Origin of the sequence: Sphingomonas sp. PvP018 (assembly GCF_017876865.1) — a bacterium.
GTDB classification, from domain to species: domain Bacteria; phylum Pseudomonadota; class Alphaproteobacteria; order Sphingomonadales; family Sphingomonadaceae; genus Sphingomonas; species Sphingomonas aerolata.
In genome coordinates this window covers 3,607,338-3,625,412 of the sequence record NZ_JAGIOU010000001.1, presented here as the reverse complement: position 1 = coordinate 3,625,412, position 18,075 = coordinate 3,607,338, and the positions used below count along the sequence as shown (strand labels likewise).

Genomic DNA, 18,075 nt, shown 5'->3' with positions numbered 1-18,075 from the left:
CGCGCCGCATCACAGCAGGAATATGTCGGCGGCGTGGATGACACGGCGCTCGCCAGACGCGGTGCGCAGGATCAACGCGCCATCGCTATCGAGCCCCACGAACAGTCCCTCGACCGCGTCGCCGTCCGCGAGCCGCGCGGTCAGCGCGGTACCCGCCGGATGCGCGCAATCGACCCAGCGCGCACGGACCGGCGCCAGCCCCTCGGTCCGCCAGCGCGCGACCCAGCGCGCAAACCCGTCGGCAAGGATGTCGAGGAACGACGCGGGCTCAATGACGACGCCATGCACCGTGAGATCGGTCGTCTTGCGATCGGCCAACTCGGGATGGTGCGCAATGTTGACCCCAAAGCCAACCACGACCGCATCGTCGGCCCGCTCGAGCAGGATCCCCGACAGCTTGGCACCGGCAAGTAACAGGTCGTTCGGCCATTTGAGCAGCAACGTCGCGCTCGAGTCCGTCGTCCCTTGGCGGATACCGGCGACGAGGAAGGTCGACACGGCCTCATACAACGCGACCGCCGCGACGAGCGCAAGGCTGGCGGCGGGCGGATCGCCCGGACGCAGCCGCACCAGCGTGCTCGCATAGAGATTACCGTCGGGGGACGACCATTCCCGCCCCTGCCGGCCGCGCCCCGCAGTCTGCCGGACCGCCCTCAGCCAGAGGCCGTCATCGGCACCGGTGCGGGCCAGCGCCAGCAGGTCGGCATTGGTCGATCCTGTCTCCGCAACGGTACGGATGATGCTCAGAACAACGCCCGCGCTGCCGCCATCGTCCATGCTCCAAGCACGGGGATGAGCAGATAGCCGGCCGGCGAGACGAACACCGCTGCCAGCGCGATCAACCCGCCCTCGACCTTGTTCTCCATCGGCGCAAAGGCGGGTGCGGGATCGTCGAAGTACATCGTCTTGACGACGCGCAGGTAATAATAGGCGCCGATCACCGATGCCGCGATGCCGACCACGGCGAGCGGGAAGAGGCCTGCATCAACTGCCGCACTGAACACCGCGAACTTCGCATAGAAGCCGAACAGCGGCGGAATACCGGCAAGGCTGAACATGAAGATCGCGAGTGCTGCAGCGAGCCCCGGTCGCGTCCGCGACATGCCCGCCAGGCTCGCGATCGTCTCGACCGGCTGCCCGTCGTCGCCGCGCATCTGCAGCACGACCAGGAACGAGCCCAAGGTCATCGCGACATAGATGGTCAGATACATCAGCACGCCCGACACACCTTCCGGCGTCCCTGCAGCGAGACCGATAAGCGCGAAGCCGACATTATTGATCGACGAATAGGCCAGCAGGCGCTTGACGTTGGTCTGGCCGATGGCGGCGACCGCGCCGAGGATGATCGAGGCGAGCGCCGCGAAGATCACGATCTGACGCCACTGGTCCGTCGCCGGCCCCATCGCCTCGATCGCGACGCGTACCGCCATCGCCATTGCCGCGACCTTGGGAGCCGAGGCGAAAAAGGCGGTGACGGGCGTCGGTGCACCCTCATAGACGTCGGGCGTCCACATGTGGAACGGCACTGCGCTGATCTTGAATGCAAGCCCTGCGAACACGAACACCAGACCGAACAGCAAGCCAAGCGACTTGGTCCCGGCATAGGCGTCGGCGATGCCCGAGAACAATGTCGTGCCGCTGAAACCGTAGACCAGCGAGATGCCGTACAACAGGATGCCGCTGGCGAGCGCGCCGAGCACGAAATACTTCAGACCCGCCTCGGCCGAACGCCCGTCGCGCCGCATGAAACTGGCGAGGACGTACGCCGCAAGGCTCTGCAGCTCGAGACCGACATAGAGCGTCAGCATGTCGCTGGCCGAGACCATGATGCCCATGCCACAGGCCGACAGCAGGATCAGCACCGGATATTCGGGACGAAGATCCTCGCCCTGTGACCGCGCGAAGAAGCTCGGCGCCATCATGATCGCGACGGCAGAGGCGATGTAGATCAGCACCTTGGCAAAGGCACCGAACGCATCGGCACGGTAGAGGCCGTCGAACGCATAGCCGCCCGACGATGCCGGGCCGACCAGCGCGATCCCGGCGCCGACCAGAACGAACACGGAGGCGATCGACACGGCGCGCGTCGACGTGTCCCCGCCCCAGGCCGAGACGAGCATCAGCGCGATCGCGCCCAGTGCCAGCACCAGCTCGGGCAGCGTCATTGCGATATTAGCGGCGTATTCCATCAGTGTGCCTCCCCGTGCGCGGCTTCATGCACGGTGGCGGGCTTCCCCGCAGTTGGGTTCGAATCGCTGGCCGGCTTGGCGCGGTCGACGCGCGCGAGCAGGACGCTGACATCCTTGCGCATCGGCGCGAGGAAGCTCTCGGGATAGACGCCCATCCACAGCACAACGGCTGCGATCGGCGCGAGCAACCAGAATTCGCGCGCCGACAGGTCGACCATGCCGCGAACGTCGTCCGACTTGATCTGGCCAAAGACCACGCGACGATACAGATACAGCATGTACGCCGCGCCCAAGATGATGCTGGTCGTGCAGAGCAGCGCCGTCCAGGTCGAGACCTGATAGGTGCCCATCAGCGACAGGAACTCGGCGACGAAGCCGCTGGTGCCCGGCAGGCCGATCGACGCCATGGTGAAGAACAGGAAGAAGATCGCATAGCGCGGCATGTTGATCGCCAGGCCGCCATAGCGCGAGATCTCGCGGGTATGGAGCTGGTCGTAGATCACGCCGACGCACAGGAACAACGCACCCGACACCAGCCCGTGGCTCAGCATCATGATCATCGCGCCTTCGATGCCCTGCCGGTTGAACGCGAACAGACCGATCGTGACGATCGCCATATGCGCGACCGACGAATAGGCGATCAGCTTCTTCATGTCCGACTGCACGAGCGCGACCAGCGACGTGTAGATCACCGCGACCGCCGACAGGCCGAAGATCAGCCAAGTCAGCTGACCCGAAGCTTCGGGGAACATTGGCAACAGGAAGCGCAGGAAGCCGTATCCGCCGAGCTTGAGCAGCACGCCCGCCAGGATCACCGAGCCTGCGGTCGGCGCCTGCACGTGCGCGTCGGGCAACCAGGTGTGGACCGGCCACATCGGCATCTTGACCGCAAACGACGCGAAGAACGCCAGCCACAGCCACGTCTGTACATGCGCCGGGAAGTCGTAGTTCAGCAGCGCCGGGATGCTCGTCGTACCCGCGGTCTTCGCCATGTACAGCATCGCGATGAACATCAGGACCGAGCCGAGCAGCGTGTACAGGAAGAACTTGTACGACGCGTAGATCCGGTTCGCGCCGCCCCAGATGCCGATGATCAGGTACATCGGGATCAGGCCGGCTTCGAAGAACACGTAGAACAGGAACAGGTCCTGTGCCGCGAACGTGCCGATCATCAGCACTTCGGTGAACAGGAACGCCGCCATGTATTCAGGCACGCGGGTCGTGATCGAGCGCCAGCTGGCGCCGATGCAGATCGGCATCAGGAACACGCTGAGCATGATCAGCATCAGCGCGAAGCCGTCGATCCCGAGCGACCAGCCGAACGGCCCGAAGATGCCGGGGGCGTGCTCGACGAACTGCCACTGCGCACCGCCGATGTCGAAGTTCATCCACAGCATGATGCCGAGCACGAAGTCGATCAGCGTTGCCGCCAGCGCGAGCATCCGTGCCGTGTTCGCCGAAACGAACAGGCACGCTACGGCCGCGATCATCGGGACCGCGATCAGGACGGAAAGGATAGGAAAGCCGGTCATCAATAGAGTCCGATCGCCCAGGTTACGGCGGCTGTCAGGCCGATCAGCATGACGAAGGCATAGGTGTAGAGATATCCCGTCTGGAAGCGGCCGGCGACGCGCGCGCCGACCTGGACCAGCCAAGCCGACCCGTCGGGGCCGAACCGGTTGATCGTCTTCTCGTCACCGCGGTGCCACAGGAAGCGGCCGATCGCGAAGGCGGGGCGGACGAAGATCAGGTCGTACAGCTCGTCGAAATACCACTTATGCAGCAGGAAGTCGTAGAGCACGCCGAACTGTTCGATCACCTTGCCCGGGAAGGACGGGTTCTTGATATAGGCGTACCAGGCGGTCAGCAGGCCGAGCAACATCGCGATCGTCGCCGACAGCTTGATGAACAACGGCACGCCGTGCATCTCGTGCATCAGATGTTCGCGGAACGCGAGTGCGCCCTTCCAGAACTCTTCGCCTGCACTCGGCTCGATGAAGTAACCGTGGAACACGAAGCCTGCGAGCACCGCACCGATCGACAGGACGATCAGCGGGATCAGCATCGGCAGTGGGCTCTCATGCGGGTGATACCCGCCATCGCCTTCCGCCGGCGCATGCACGGCATCGTGATGATCATGCGGCGCATGGCCCGCGTCCTCGGCTTTGGCCGGGTTCGCGTGGTGATCGTCGACATGATGCGCGTCGTGCGCATGGTTGTCGTGACCATGGGCGTCGTGGAGCGCATGCTGGATGTGCTCCGATGCGGCCCAGCGCGGCTTGCCCCAGAAGGTGAGGAACATCACGCGCCACGAATAGAAGCTGGTGAGCAGCGCGACGAGCACACCGACGAACCACACGCCCGGCTGACCCGCAGCCCAGCTCGCCTCGATGATCGCATCCTTCGAATGGAAGCCAGCGAACCCGAATGCGGTGTTGCCGAAGATGCCGGGGATGCCGACGCCGGTGATCGCGAGCGTACCCGCCATCATGCCCCAGAACGTCACCGGGATCTTCTTACGCAGGCCGCCATAATAGCGCATGTCCTGCTCGTGGTGCATCGCATGGATCACTGAACCCGCACCCAGGAACAGCAAAGCCTTGAAGAAGGCATGCGTGAACAGGTGGAACATCGCCGCGCCGTAGGCGCCGACGCCGGCTGCGAAGAACATGTAGCCGAGCTGCGAACAGGTCGAATAGGCGATGACGCGCTTGATGTCGGTCTGGACGAGGCCGCAGGTCGCGGCGAAAAGGCAGGTCGCGGCACCGACCGAGGTGACCACGGTCAGCGCGACCGGGCTCATCTCGAACATCGGCGACAGGCGGCACACCATGAACACGCCTGCGGTAACCATCGTCGCCGCGTGGATCAGCGCCGACACGGGCGTCGGCCCCTCCATCGCGTCCGGCAGCCACGTGTGCAGGCCGAGCTGTGCCGACTTGCCCATCGCGCCGATGAACAACAGCAGGCAGAGCACCGTCATCGTATCGAGGCGGTAGCCGAGGAAGCCGATCGTCGAACCGGCCATACCGGGTGCAGCCGCCAAGATCTCGGGGATCGAGACGGTGCCGAATACCAGGAACGTGCCAAAGATGCCGAGCATGAAGCCAAGATCGCCGACGCGGTTGACGACGAACGCCTTGATCGCGGCGGCGCTGGCCGAGGGCTTGCGGAACCAGAACCCGATCAAGAGGTAGGATGCGAGGCCCACCCCTTCCCAGCCGAAGAACATCTGGACGAGGTTGTTCGCGGTCACCAGCATCAGCATCGCAAAGGTGAACAGCGACAGATACGCAAAGAAGCGCGGCTGGTCGGGATCCTCCTCCATATAGCCCCAGCTATACAGATGGACGAGCGCCGACACTGACGTGACGACGACGAGCATCACCGCGGTCAGCGCATCGACGCGCAGCGACCACGCAACGTTCATGTCGCCCGACTGGATGAAGTTGAGCAACGGCTCGACGGTCGCGCTGCTGGTGCCCGCCATGAAACCGAGGAAGATCGGCCAGGATAACAGGCACGACGCGAACAACGCGGCCGTGGTGACGATTTTCGCCGGCACGTTGCCGATCGCGCGATTGCCGAACCCGGCAACGATCGCGGCCAGTAACGGCAGGAAGACGATAAGCTGGATCAACCGTATTACCCCTTCATCCGGTTGACGTCGTCGACCGCAATGGTGCCGCGACCGCGGAAATAGATGACCAGAATGGCCAGGCCGATCGCGGCCTCGCCCGCTGCAACCGTCAGCACGAACATCGCGAACACCTGTCCGACGAGATCGTTGAGGAAGGCCGAAAAGGCGACGAGATTGATGTTCACCGCGAGCAGGATCAGCTCGATCGCCATCAGGATGACGATGAGGTTCTTGCGGTTCAGGAAGATGCCGAGCACCCCCATGGTGAACAGGATCGCCGCGACGACGAGGTAGTGGACGAGACCGATCGTCACAGTTCGACTCCCTGCCCGACGACCGGGCGCGTGTTGCGCGTTGCATCCTGCGGACGGCGTGCGTTCTGACGGCTGATGTTCTGCGCCTTCACGCCGCCACGCTGGCGATGCGTCAGCACGATCGCACCGATCATCGCGACGAGCAGGACGAGCCCGGCCGCCTCGAACACGAACAGATAGCGCGTGTAGAGCAGGTTGCCGATCGCCTGGATGTTGGGGACGCGGGCATCGATCGGCGCCGCGCGCCGGGCGAGCTGGATCGGCCCCGTGCTCCACGCGCCGATCGCAATCATCACCTCGGCAGCAAGTGCGACCGCGAGCGCCAGCCCGATACCGAAGTACCGTGCCACGCCGGCACGCATCTCGGCGAAATCGATGTCGAGCATCATGACGACGAACAGGAACAGCACCGCGACCGCGCCGACATAGACGATGACGAGCAGCATCGCGATGAACTCGGCCCCGACGAGGATCATCAGACCTGCCGCGTTGAAGAAGGCAAGGATCAGCCACATCACCGAATGGACCGGATTGCGCGACGCAATCGTCATGGCGCCCGACAGGACGACGACGAAGGCGAAGAGATAAAAGGCTAAGGCCTGGATCATGAGGTCCTCGTCACCCCAGCGAAAGCCGGGGTCTCACGCCGCGCGGGCGCGCTCGGAAACGGGGAGATCCCAGCCTGCGCTGGGATGACGGAGTTAATCTGTGTCATCGCGGCGCTCGCTTAACGGTACGGCGCATCGGCGGCAAGGTTCGCCGCGATCGCGCTTTCCCAGCGATCGCCGTTATCGAGCAGCTTCGACTTGTCGTAGATCAGCTCTTCGCGCGTCTCGGTCGAGAATTCATAATTCGGACCCTCGACGATCGCATCGACCGGGCACGCCTCGGCGCACAGGCCGCAATAGATGCACTTGGTCATGTCGATGTCGTAGCGCGTCGTGCGGCGCGAGCCGTCGTCGCGCGGCTCGGCCTCGATCGTGATCGCCTGGGCGGGGCACACGGCCTCGCACAGCTTGCACGCGATGCACCGCTCTTCGCCATTGGGATAACGACGCAGCGCATGCTCGCCGCGGAACCGCGGGGACACCGGGTTACGCTCGTACGGATAGTTGATCGTCGCCTTTTCCTTGAAGAAATAGCGAAGCGTCAACGCGTGCGCCTTCACGAATTCCCACAGGGTGAACGACTTGATGATCTGAGCAACGCTCATGAACCCACTCCAACGCGCGTCAGCATCAACACGCCCGACACGAGGAAAACCCAGAACAGCGAGACGGGCAGGAAAATCTTCCAGCCGAGCCGCATCAGCTGATCATAGCGATAGCGCGGCACGGTCGCCTTCACCCAGCTGAACAGGAAGAAGAAGAACAGGATCTTGGCGAACAGCCAGATGATCCCCGGCACGTAATAGAGCGGCGCCCAGTCGACCGGCGGCAGCCACCCGCCCCAGAAGAGCGTCGCGTTGAGCGCGCACATCAGGATGACGTTGGCGTACTCGCCCAGCCAGAACAGCGCGAACGCCATCGACGAATATTCGGTCTGGTAACCGGCGACGAGCTCGCTCTCCGCCTCGGTCAGATCGAACGGTGCACGCTGCGTTTCCGCCAGGCTCGAGATGAAGAACATCACCGCCATCGGGAACAGCAGCGGATTGACGATGTAGCCGTTGATATGAAGCCCGAACATGTTCTGCTGCGCGGTCACGATGCCCGACAGGTTGAACGTGCCCGACCACAACACGACCGAGATCAGGATGAACCCAATCGCGACTTCGTAGCTGACCATCTGCGCGGCCGCACGCAGCGCCGAGTAGAACGGATATTTCGAGTTCGACGCCCACCCCGCGAGGATGATCCCGTACACGCCGAGCGACGACGCCGCGAGTACGTAGAGCAAGCCGACATTGATGTCCGCGAGCACGACGCCGGGCTGGAACGGGATCACCGCCCAGACGATCAGCGCGACCGTGAAGGTGATGATCGGCGCCAGCAGGAACAGCGCGCGGTTGGCGGCTGCGGGGACGATCGTCTCCTGCAGGAACACCTTCAGGCCGTCGGCAAAGCTCTGCAGCAGGCCGAAGGGACCCACCACGTTCGGACCACGCCGCAATGCCATCGCCGCCCAGATCTTGCGATCGGCATAGATGATCATCGCGACCGCCAGCATCACCGGCAGCGCGATCGCGAGAATGTCGATGATCGTCGCGAGGAAGAACGCCCAGTCGTAACCGAGCGAGGATTCGAACCAGGAGATCATTCGGCTGCCTCCGCAAAGTCTTCCCCGTGGAGAAGTTCAGCCGAGCAGCGCTGCATCGTCGGCGATGCGCGGCAGATCGCGTTGGTCAGATAGAAGTCCTTGATCGGATAGCCGGCCAGGACCCCCTCACCCGCACCGCCGAGCGATGGCGGGTTCCATTCGAACGTCGCGAGCGCCTGATGACGCAGCGCGGGAACGGCAGCGAACATTTCTTCGCGCAGCCCCTCGAAGCTGTCGAACGGCAGCGTGTGGCCAAGCGTATCGGACAGCGCGCGGAAGATCGACCAGTCGTCGCGGGCATCGCCGGGAGCGAACACTGCACGCTCGCCGCGCTGGACGCGACCTTCGAGATTGACCCAGGTTCCCGACTTCTCGGCATAGGTCACGCCCGGCAGGATGACGTCGGCAGCCGCCGCACCCTTGTCGCCGTGATGACCCACGAATACCTTGAAGCCTGCGAACTGGCTGAAGTCGACCTCGTCCGCGCCGAGGAAGAAGCCGAGCTTGGCCCCCATCACGTCGGCGATGCCGCCCGTCTGCGCATAGCCGAGCATCAGCCCGCCCATCCGCGACGCCGCCATATGGACCACGTTGAAGCCGTTCCAGCCGTCCTTGACGAGCCCCAGCGTGTCGACGAGCTTCAGTGCGGCGCCATGGCCACCCTTCAGCGCCGCGCCACCGACGATCACCATCGGACGCTCAGCCTTGCCGAACGCCTCGGTCACTGCGTCGGGCAGATTGCCGAGCAGCGCCAGATCGTCGCCGAGCCACTCGACCTTGTAGGTCAGCTCGGTCTCAGGCCCGATCGCGAAGACCTTTGCACCCTTCTTGATCGCCTTGCGGATCCGCGTGTTCACCAGCGGCGCTTCCCAGCGCAGGTTGGTACCTACCAGCAGGATCGCGTCGGCACGCTCGGTGCCGGCGATCGTCGTGTTGAAATTGACCGCGGCGATGTTCGACGCGTCATAGGCCATGCCGGTCTGGCGGCCCTCGAGCATCGTCGAGCCCATCTTCGCGAGCAGCGCCTTGGCGGCGTACATCGTCTCGCAGTCGACCAGGTCGCCTGCGACCGCGGCCACGCTCGACCCGGCGTCAATCGCCTTGATCGCCGCGAAGGCCTCATCCCAGGTCGCGGGCTGGAGCTTGCCGTTCACGCGGACATAGGGCTTGTCGAGACGACGACGCACGAGACCGTCGATCGCGTGGCGCGTCTTGTCGGTCGCCCACTCCTCGTTCACGTCCTCGTTGATCCGCGGCACGCAGCGCAGCACCTGGCGACCACGGCTGTCGAGCCGGATGTTGGTGCCGACCGCGTCCATGACGTCGATCGTCAGCGTCTTGCGCAATTCCCACGGACGCGCCTCGAACGCGTAGGGCTTCGAGGTCAGCGCGCCGACCGGGCACAGATCGACGACGTTGCCCGACAGCTCGCTCTTGACCGCATTCTCGAGATACGAGGTGATCTGCATGTCCTCGCCGCGGAAGATCGCACCGATCTCCTCGACGCCGGACACTTCCTCGGCAAAGCGGATGCAGCGCGTGCACTGGATGCAGCGGGTCATGACCGTCTTCACGATCGGACCCATATATTTCTCGGTGACCGCGCGCTTGTTCTCGTCATAGCGCGAATGGCCGCGGCCATAGGCGACCGACTGGTCCTGCAGATCGCACTCGCCGCCCTGATCGCAGATCGGGCAATCGAGCGGATGGTTGATAAGCAGGAATTCCATGATGCCCTCGCGGGCATTCTTAACCATCGGCGAGTTGGTGAAGATCTCCTGCTTGTCCGCCGCCGGCAGCGCGCACGACGCCTGCGGCTTGGGGGGACCAGGCTTCACCTCGACCAGGCACATCCGGCAATTGCCGGCGATGCTCAGCCGCTCGTGGTAACAGAAACGCGGGATCTCCTTGCCGGCAAGCTCGCACGCCTGCAGCACGGTGGCGCCCTGCGGCACCTCGATCTCTACGCCATCGACTTTGACTAAGGGCATATCAGTGTTCCGTGTCCATCAGACCGAGACGCTTTTCGATGCGGTCGACCCGCATCTTCAAGTCGGCAACGTCCGATTGAATGCCATAAATTGTGCCGACCAGGCCGCGCACATGATCCTCGAGCGACAGCAGCCGGATACCCTGCGATGTCTGCTCGCGCTTGATAGCCGAGACATCGCTTTGGATCGTCTTCAGGATTTCCAGCATGATATCAGCCCGCTCGTCGGTCATTCCGCCGCTTCCATCATCGGCGCGGTGTCACCACCACGTTCGCGGATACGGCGTTCCATCTCTGGGCGGAAATGCTTGATCAGGCCCTGGATCGGCCAGGCTGCGGCGTCGCCGAGCGCACAGATCGAGTGACCCTCGACCTGCTTGGTGACCTGCTGCAACATGTCGATCTCGGACAGCTCGGCGTCGCCGGTGCGCATCCGCTCCATCACACGCCACATCCACCCGGTGCCTTCGCGGCACGGCGTGCACTGGCCGCAGCTCTCATGCTTGTAGAAGTAGGAGATGCGGCTGATCGCGCGGACGATGTCGGTCGACTTGTCCATGACGATGATCGCCGCGGTGCCGAGGCCCGAACCGACTGCCTTCAGGCCATCGAAGTCCATCGCGCAGTCCATGATCTGCGCGGCGGGCACCAGCGGCACAGAGGAGCCGCCCGGGATCACCGCGAGCAGATTGTCCCAGCCGCCACGAATACCGCCGCAATGCGTCTCGATCAGGTCGCGGAACGAGATGCTCATCTCTTCCTCGACGACGCAGGGCTTGTTCACATGCCCGCTGATCTGGAACAGCTTGGTACCGCGGTTGTTCTCTGCGCCGAAGCTCGAGAACCAGGCCGCACCGCGCCGAAGGATCGTCGGTGCAACCGCGATCGATTCGACGTTGTTGACGGTCGTCGGGCAGCCATAGAGGCCTGCGCCCGCCGGAAATGGCGGCTTGAGGCGCGGCTGGCCCTTCTTGCCCTCGAGGCTCTCGAGCATCGCGGTCTCTTCGCCGCAGATATAGGCGCCGGCGCCGCGATGGACGAACACGTCGAAGTCGTAGCCCGACCCGCACGCATTCTTGCCGATGAAGCCGCGATCATAGGCCTCGGCGACGGCAGCGAACAGCGTCTCCGCCTCGCGGATATATTCGCCGCGGATGTAGATGTAGGCGGCGCGCGCGCGCATCGCAAACCCGGCGATCAGCGCGCCCTCGATCAGCTTGTGCGGATCGTGACGAATGATCTCGCGATCCTTGCAGCTGCCCGGTTCGGATTCATCGGCATTGATGACGAGGAAGTTCGGCCGGTCGGGCTTCGGCTCCTTGGGCATGAACGACCATTTGGTGCCGGTCGGGAACCCTGCCCCGCCGCGGCCACGCAGACCCGACGCTTTCATCACGTCGATGATCGCGTCCTGGCCGAGCGCCATCAGGTCCTTTGTATTGTCCCAATCGCCGCGCATGATCGCGGCGTCGATGTTCCACGGCTGGAAGCCGTAGACGTTGGTGAAGATGCGGTCCTTGTCGGCGAGCATCAGGCCCACTCCCCCCGGTAATCGTGGTTCGCGTCGACCATCGCCTTGAGCGAGGTCGGGCCGCCTTCGGGGCAGCTCGCGCGGCGACCGAATTGCGGCCCCGGCGTCGGCGTGCCGCCACTGGCAAGCGCCTCGAGGATCTCGGTCGTCTTGTCGTAGTCGAGATCTTCAAAGTTATCGTCGTTGATCTGAACCATCGGCGCGTTCGCGCAGGTGCCCAGGCACTCGACCTCGGTCAGCGTGAACATGCCGTCCGGCGTCGTGCCGCCCTTGACGAGACCACGGTTCTTGCACGCCGCCAGTACGTCGTCCGACCCACGCAGCATGCACGGCGTCGTGCCGCAGACCTGCACGTGATAGCGACCGACCGGTGCGAGATTGAACATCGTGTAGAAGGTCACGACTTCGTAGACACGCATGTACGGCACGCCAATCTGACGCGCGACGAACTCGATCACCGGCACCGGCAACCAGCCCTGCGTCTGCGTTTCCGCACCAACCTGGCGCTGGGCAAGATCGAGGAACGGGATCGACGCCGACTGCTCGCGGCCCTTCGGGTAGCGCCCGAGGATCTCGTTCGCCTTCACCTGGTTCTCGTCCGTCCAGGCGAACGAGCCCCAGCGTGCGCGGGTCTCTGCCTCGTCGGGAATTTTCGGAGCTTCAGCCATCAGCGGTCACATTCACCAAAAACGATATCCATCGCGCCGAGGATCGCGGTCGTATCCGCCAGCATGTGACCCTTCGCCATGAAGTCGAAGGCCTGGAGATGCGAAAACGCGGTCGGGCGGATCTTGCAGCGATACGGCTTGTTGCTGCCGTCGGCGACCAGATACACGCCGAACTCGCCCTTGGGGCTTTCGGTCGCGACATAGACGTCGCCGGCGGGCACATGGAAGCCCTCGGTATAGAGCTTGAAGTGATGGATCAGCGCTTCCATCGACTGCTTCATCTCGGCGCGCTTGGGCGGCACGACCTTGCGGTCGAGCGAGGCGATCGGCCCCTCGGGCATGTCGCGCAGGCACTGCTTCATGATCCGTGCCGACTGACGCACTTCTTCAACGCGCACCATGAACCGGTCATAGCAGTCGCCACGCGTGCCGACCGGCACGTCGAAGTCCATCTTGGCATAGACGTCATAGGGCTGCGACTTGCGCAGATCCCAGGCAATGCCCGAGCCGCGGATCATCGGGCCCGAAAAGCCCCATTTGATCGCATCGTCACGGCTGACGATCGCGATGTCGACGTTGCGCTGCTTGAAGATGCGGTTGTCCGCGACGAGCGAAATCGCATCCTCGAACAGCCGCGGCAGGCGCGTGTCGAGCCAGTCGCCGATATCGGCGAGCAGCTTGAGCGGTGCATCCTGGTGCACGCCACCCGGACGGAAATAGTTGGAATGCATGCGCGCGCCGCTGACGCGCTCGAAGAAGTTCATGCAGTCTTCGCGGATCTCGAACAGCCACAGGTTCGGCGTCATCGCGCCGACGTCCATGACGTGGCTGCCGAGGTTGAGCATGTGGTTCGAAATGCGCGTCAGTTCGGCGAAGAACACGCGCAGATACTGCGCACGCTCAGGGACTTCGAGGTCGAGCAGCTTCTCGACCGCCAGCACCCAGCTATGCTCCATGCACAGCGGCGAGCAGTAATCGAGACGATCGAAATACGGGAGCGCCTGCGTGTAGGTCTTGTACTCGATCAGCTTCTCGGTGCCGCGGTGAAGCAGCCCGACATGCGGATCGACGCGCTCGACGATCTCGCCGTCGAGCTCCATGACCAGGCGGAGCACGCCGTGCGCCGCCGGATGCTGCGGACCGAAGTTGATCGTGTAGTTCTGGATCGTGACGTCGCCGGTCGTGGGATCGGCCGCATCGCCCTCGCCCAGAAGCTCCTCTACATAGAGACTCACTGGTTCTGTCCTCCGCCCTTGGTCGGAATCACGTCCGACTCCACGGGCTTGTCCTGCTTCTGGTTGCCCGGATCGGGCTCGCCCGCACCGCTCTGCGAGGTGTTCTGGACGTCCTTCTTCGCATAGGGCTCGCTCGGCGCGTCGGGCGCCTTGGTCGCGCTCTGCGCCGCATCCGCCTTGACGATCGTATCGGCCGACAGCGGCGTCTGCGCGCCCTTGGCCTGTGGTAGCGCGCCCTTCTCGTCACCCGGAAGGACGTATTCGGCGCCCTCCCAGGGGCTCATGAAGTCGAACGTGCGGAAATCCTGAGCAAGCTGCACCGGCTCGTACACGACGCGCTTCGCCTCTTCCGAATAACGCAGCTCGACATACCCCGTCAGCGGGAAGTCCTTGCGCTGCGGATGGCCGCGAAAACCGTAATCGGTCAGGATGCGGCGCAGGTCCGGGTTGCCGCTGAACAGCACGCCGTACATGTCGTACACTTCGCGCTCGAGCCAGCCGGCGACCGGCCAGATGTCGGTCACCGACGGCACCGGCTTGTCCTCGTCGGTCGCGACATGGACGCGCAGGCGGTGGTTCCGCGTCAGCGACAGCATGCAGTAGACGACCTCGAACCGCTCGGCACGATCGGGATAGTCGACGCCGGCGATTTCCATGAGCTGCTGATAGGCAAGCCCCGGCGTATCACGTAGCGCGATCATCGCGTCGTACAGATCTTCACGACGGACGTGCAGAGCGACCTCGCCGACCTTGTCGACCGCGTCGAGCAGCATGCCGCCGAGCGCGGCGCGAGCCGCGTCGATCACGCCGTCATTGGCGGCATAGGCTGGTGCGGGCGCCCTCACCGTTCGATGCTCCCGGACCGCCGGATCTTCCGCTGCAACTGCATGATGCCGTACAACAGCGCTTCCGCAGTCGGCGGGCAACCCGGGACGTAGATGTCGACGGGGACGATCCGGTCACAACCGCGCACGACGCTGTAGCTATAATGATAATAGCCGCCGCCGTTCGCGCACGATCCCATCGAGATCACGTATTTCGGCTCCGACATCTGGTCGTAGACCTTGCGGAGTGCGGGCGCCATCTTGTTGCACAGCGTGCCGGCGACGATCATCACGTCCGACTGACGCGGCGACGCGCGCGGTGCGGCACCGAAGCGCTCCAGATCGTAGCGCGGCATGTTGACGTGGATCATCTCGACCGCGCAGCAGGCGAGCCCGAACGTCATCCACCACAGCGAGCCGGTACGGGCCCACTGGAACAGCTCCTCGGTCGAGGTGACCAGGAAACCCTTGTCGGTCAGTTCACCGTTCAGGCCGTCGAAAAAGCCCTGGTCGGGCGGCACGATCGCGCCACCGCCGGCGGGTGCCAGCAGACCGGAACCGGGCTGCGATGTGAGCTCTACTCCCAATCGAGTGCTCCCTTCTTCCATGCATAGGCGAGGCCGAGGGCCAGTTCGCCGATAAAGATCATCATCGAGATCCACGCGGTCCAGCCGAGCGTGAAGACCGAGACGGCCCAGGGAAACAGAAACGCCGCTTCGAGATCGAAGATGATGAAGAGGATGGCGATCAGGTAGAAGCGCACGTCGAACTGGCTGCGCGGATCCTCGAATGCGGGAAAGCCGCACTCATATTCGCTCAGCTTCTCGGGCGTAGGCTTGTGCGACCCGGTGAGCCTGGAGACAGCCATCGGCAGGAACACGAACGTGCTCGACAATGCGATGGCGACCCCGAGGAACAGGAGGATCGGAAGATAGTGCGACAGGTCGACCAAATGGCTTCTCGCAGATGCGAACAGATGGGGAGCCTTTAGGCCGATGGGCCCCGTGGGGCAAGGCTGGCGGCCCGTGAGAATCACTCGCAAGAGCTGTATGAGCCCCGCGGGAAACCTGCGTTACCTGCATGGTTCTGCAAGCAACGGCAGCCGCCGGGCGCCGGTCGTATCCCCCAGCAAGACCGTCACCCCAGCAAACGCTGGGGTAACGGACAATTGGCAGGCCGGCCCGGCCTACCGACCCCAACGCATCAGCGCAGCGCGCCGGCCACCAGCTTATGCAGCCGCGAATGCAGCGCATCATTCGCCGCGAGGAACTCGTTGCGCTCCATCGCGCGGTCGCCACCGCGGAAGTCGGTCACGTAGCCGCCGGCTTCCTTGACCAGCAGCATTCCGGCCGCGACGTCCCACGGCTTCAGGTTCGATTCCCAAAAGCCGTCGAACCGCCCCGCTGCCAGCCAGGCGAGATCGAGCGCCGCCGCGCCGAGACGGCGGATCCCCGCCACCTCGGGTGCGACCGCGCCGAAGATCCGGCTCCACTGCGCGAAATCGCCATGACCGAGGAACGGAATACCCGTCGCGATCAGCGAATCGGCCAGATCGCGCCGCGACGACACGCGCAGGCGCTGGTCGGTCAGCCACGCGCCGCGGCCTCGCTCAGCCCAGAAGCTCTCGTCGGTGAGCGGCTGATACACGAGCGCAGTCGTGACCTCGCGCTTGCCGTTCGGCATCGGCTCCTCGACCGCGATCGAGATGCAGAAATGCGGGATGCCGTGGAGGAAGTTCGACGTGCCATCGAGCGGGTCGACGATGAAGCGCGGCTTGTTGGGATCGCCCGCGACCTCGCCGCGCTCCTCCATCAACATGCCCCAGTCGGGGCGTGCGTGGCTCAGTTCTTCGAAGATCGTCTGCTCGGCGCGCTGGTCGGCCTGGCTGACAAAGTCGGCGGGGCCCTTGCGGCTGACCTGCAGCTGCTGGACCTCGTTGAAATCGCGGCGCAGGCGCGGCGCGGCCTTGCGGGCGGCGCGCTCGATGACGGTCATGATGCCGGAATGGCTGGGCATTGTCTTCTATCTCCCCCCTCCCGCATGCGGGAGGGGCCGGGGGTGGGCGCGCGCTATCATCGTCGCGCAACGTCAGTCGATCACGCCACTATCGGTGCGTGCCGTGGAGGGCGGGCGCCCACCCCCCGGCCCCCTCCCGCATGCGGGAGGGGGAGCAGTTCAGTCCGCACGCCTTACATAGGTCTGCTCATACACGTCGACCACGATCCGCGTGCCGGCACCGATGTGCGGCGGCACCATCACGCGCACGCCGTTCTCGAGCACCGCGGGCTTGTACGACGACGAGGCGGTCTGCCCCTTCACGACCGCATCCGCCTCGACGATCAGCGCCTCGATCGTGTCGGGCAGCTGGACCGAAATCGGCCGCTCTTCCCAGAGCTCCATCACGACATCCATACCGTCCTGCAGGAACGCCGCGGCGTCGCCCAGGATGTCGGCATCGAGCGTGATCTGCTCGTAATTGACCTTATCCATGAAGGTCAGCGCGTCGCCGTCGCGGAACAGATACTGGAAGTCGACCGTGTCGAGCCGCACCTTCTCGACGCTCTCGGCGGAGCGGAAGCGCGTGTTGCTCTTGCGGCCGTCGATGAGGTTCTTCATCTCGACCTGCATATAGGCGCCGCCCTTGCCAGGCTGGGTGTGCTGAATCTTTACGGCGCGCCAGATGCCGCCTTCATATTCAAGGATGTTGCCGGGACGAATCTCGACCGCGTTGATCTTCATGACCGATTCCTGCTGGAAAGAGCTAGGGGCCGTCCGCCAGGCAAGGCCGTGCGGAAACCCGAAGCCGCGCGCTTTAGCGGGATGGTCGCGCGCGAGCAAGCAGCGGGTAGGGATTGACCTCCTCGCCCTGCCACCAGCGCTGGCCCGGCTGCATCCGGCTCACCCCGAAATGCAGGTGATAGTTGCCTGCGCCCGCGTCACCGGTGTCGCCGACATAGCCAAGGCGGTCCCCCGCCGCGACCGCCATCCCTTCGCGCACGCCCGGCGCATAGCCCGCGAGGTGCGCGTAATAATAGGTCCAGCGCCGGTCGGGTGACCGGACATAGACGGTGATCCCGCCAAGCGCGCTCTGGAACAGCTTCTCGATTCGTCCCGGTGCCGCGGCGACGACCGGCGTGCCGCCCGCCGCCATGATGTCGGTGCCATGATGCCCGCGCAGCCCGCCGCCGCGCGGATCGTTCCAGCTGTTGCCGACCGCGGTGCGCTTCACGCCGAGCACCGGCATCGTCAATGCGCGCGGCGCATCAGCATCCTGGACATCTGCCTCGGCCTTCGGAGAGGCCGGCGACGATGTGTGCCACGCCACCGCCTGCCGCCCACCGTCGCCGAACGACAGCATCGATACGAACGCGCCGACCACCAGGACGATCAGCGCGAGAATAACCCAGAACGTCCGCGTCATGCGA

General features: G+C 64.4%; 19 protein-coding genes. All 19 read right to left on the bottom strand.

Going from position 1 to position 18,075, the window contains the following annotated elements; genetic code table 11:
• Window positions 1-9: 9 nt before the first annotated feature.
• The 19 genes from J3A66_RS16235 to J3A66_RS16145 all read right to left on the bottom strand — a co-directional run bounded on the left by J3A66_RS16235 (window position 10) and on the right by J3A66_RS16145 (window position 18,071).
• Window positions 10-777, bottom strand: coding sequence for a biotin--[acetyl-CoA-carboxylase] ligase (locus J3A66_RS16235; RefSeq protein WP_209569991.1), 768 nt, complete (start codon window positions 775-777; stop codon window positions 10-12).
• Window positions 744-2,189 (bottom strand): NADH-quinone oxidoreductase subunit NuoN, encoded by a 1,446-nt coding sequence (gene nuoN / locus J3A66_RS16230; protein ID WP_031440946.1) that lies wholly within the window; start codon window positions 2,187-2,189, stop codon window positions 744-746. The genes J3A66_RS16235 and nuoN overlap by 34 nt, the downstream gene beginning before the upstream one ends.
• Window positions 2,189-3,721, bottom strand: coding sequence for an NADH-quinone oxidoreductase subunit M (locus J3A66_RS16225; protein ID WP_209569989.1), 1,533 nt, complete (start codon window positions 3,719-3,721; stop codon window positions 2,189-2,191). Before J3A66_RS16225 ends, nuoN begins: the two co-directional genes overlap by 1 nt.
• Window positions 3,721-5,829 carry an NADH-quinone oxidoreductase subunit L gene (nuoL, locus tag J3A66_RS16220; protein WP_209569987.1) on the bottom strand — a complete coding sequence of 703 codons (2,109 nt, stop codon included), beginning with the start codon at window positions 5,827-5,829 and terminating at the stop codon, window positions 3,721-3,723. The genes J3A66_RS16225 and nuoL overlap by 1 nt, the downstream gene beginning before the upstream one ends.
• A gap of 5 nt (window positions 5,830-5,834) precedes the next feature.
• Entirely contained in the window at window positions 5,835-6,137 is a 303-nt protein-coding gene (gene nuoK / locus J3A66_RS16215) for an NADH-quinone oxidoreductase subunit NuoK (protein WP_081874317.1), read from the bottom strand.
• A 2-nt stretch (window positions 6,138-6,139) separates the two neighbouring features.
• Window positions 6,140-6,751 (bottom strand): NADH-quinone oxidoreductase subunit J, encoded by a 612-nt coding sequence (locus J3A66_RS16210; RefSeq protein ID WP_031440949.1) that lies wholly within the window; start codon window positions 6,749-6,751, stop codon window positions 6,140-6,142.
• 119 nt (window positions 6,752-6,870) lie between these two features.
• Window positions 6,871-7,356: an NADH-quinone oxidoreductase subunit NuoI gene (gene nuoI, locus J3A66_RS16205; RefSeq protein WP_031393837.1), complete on the bottom strand. Its 486-nt coding sequence runs from the start codon at window positions 7,354-7,356 to the stop codon at window positions 6,871-6,873.
• The gene (nuoH, locus tag J3A66_RS16200; RefSeq protein WP_031393838.1) at window positions 7,353-8,402 is read right to left on the bottom strand and encodes an NADH-quinone oxidoreductase subunit NuoH; all 1,050 of its coding nucleotides are present in this window, start codon (window positions 8,400-8,402) and stop codon (window positions 7,353-7,355) included. The genes nuoI and nuoH overlap by 4 nt, the downstream gene beginning before the upstream one ends.
• Window positions 8,399-10,393, bottom strand: a complete 1,995-nt coding sequence (nuoG, locus tag J3A66_RS16195; RefSeq protein ID WP_209569985.1) for an NADH-quinone oxidoreductase subunit NuoG — start codon at window positions 10,391-10,393, stop codon at window positions 8,399-8,401. The genes nuoH and nuoG overlap by 4 nt, the downstream gene beginning before the upstream one ends.
• 1 nt (window position 10,394) lies before the next feature.
• The gene (locus J3A66_RS16190) at window positions 10,395-10,625 is read right to left on the bottom strand and encodes a hypothetical protein (protein WP_107929728.1); all 231 of its coding nucleotides are present in this window, start codon (window positions 10,623-10,625) and stop codon (window positions 10,395-10,397) included.
• Complete coding sequence (gene nuoF / locus J3A66_RS16185; RefSeq protein ID WP_056050371.1) at window positions 10,622-11,923, bottom strand: NADH-quinone oxidoreductase subunit NuoF; 1,302 nt, start codon at window positions 11,921-11,923, stop codon at window positions 10,622-10,624. Before nuoF ends, J3A66_RS16190 begins: the two co-directional genes overlap by 4 nt.
• A complete protein-coding gene (locus J3A66_RS16180; RefSeq protein WP_031393841.1) occupies window positions 11,923-12,591 on the bottom strand; it encodes an NAD(P)H-dependent oxidoreductase subunit E in 669 nt (222 codons plus the stop codon). Before J3A66_RS16180 ends, nuoF begins: the two co-directional genes overlap by 1 nt.
• Window positions 12,591-13,826: an NADH-quinone oxidoreductase subunit D gene (locus J3A66_RS16175; protein WP_031393842.1), complete on the bottom strand. Its 1,236-nt coding sequence runs from the start codon at window positions 13,824-13,826 to the stop codon at window positions 12,591-12,593. Before J3A66_RS16175 ends, J3A66_RS16180 begins: the two co-directional genes overlap by 1 nt.
• Window positions 13,823-14,671, bottom strand: coding sequence for an NADH-quinone oxidoreductase subunit C (locus tag J3A66_RS16170; RefSeq protein ID WP_031393843.1), 849 nt, complete (start codon window positions 14,669-14,671; stop codon window positions 13,823-13,825). The genes J3A66_RS16175 and J3A66_RS16170 overlap by 4 nt, the downstream gene beginning before the upstream one ends.
• Window positions 14,668-15,237: an NADH-quinone oxidoreductase subunit B gene (locus J3A66_RS16165; protein WP_037527518.1), complete on the bottom strand. Its 570-nt coding sequence runs from the start codon at window positions 15,235-15,237 to the stop codon at window positions 14,668-14,670. Before J3A66_RS16165 ends, J3A66_RS16170 begins: the two co-directional genes overlap by 4 nt.
• On the bottom strand, window positions 15,228-15,602 hold the full coding sequence (locus J3A66_RS16160; protein WP_031393845.1) for an NADH-quinone oxidoreductase subunit A: 375 nt from the start codon (window positions 15,600-15,602) through the stop codon (window positions 15,228-15,230). The genes J3A66_RS16165 and J3A66_RS16160 overlap by 10 nt, the downstream gene beginning before the upstream one ends.
• A 251-nt stretch (window positions 15,603-15,853) precedes the next feature.
• Window positions 15,854-16,666 (bottom strand): inositol monophosphatase family protein, encoded by an 813-nt coding sequence (locus tag J3A66_RS16155; RefSeq protein WP_031393846.1) that lies wholly within the window; start codon window positions 16,664-16,666, stop codon window positions 15,854-15,856.
• Between the two features lie 159 nt (window positions 16,667-16,825).
• Window positions 16,826-17,389 (bottom strand): elongation factor P, encoded by a 564-nt coding sequence (gene efp / locus J3A66_RS16150; protein WP_037527514.1) that lies wholly within the window; start codon window positions 17,387-17,389, stop codon window positions 16,826-16,828.
• Between the two features lie 73 nt (window positions 17,390-17,462).
• Window positions 17,463-18,071 (bottom strand): M23 family metallopeptidase, encoded by a 609-nt coding sequence (locus J3A66_RS16145; protein WP_209569983.1) that lies wholly within the window; start codon window positions 18,069-18,071, stop codon window positions 17,463-17,465.
• Window positions 18,072-18,075: the final 4 nt, after the last annotated feature.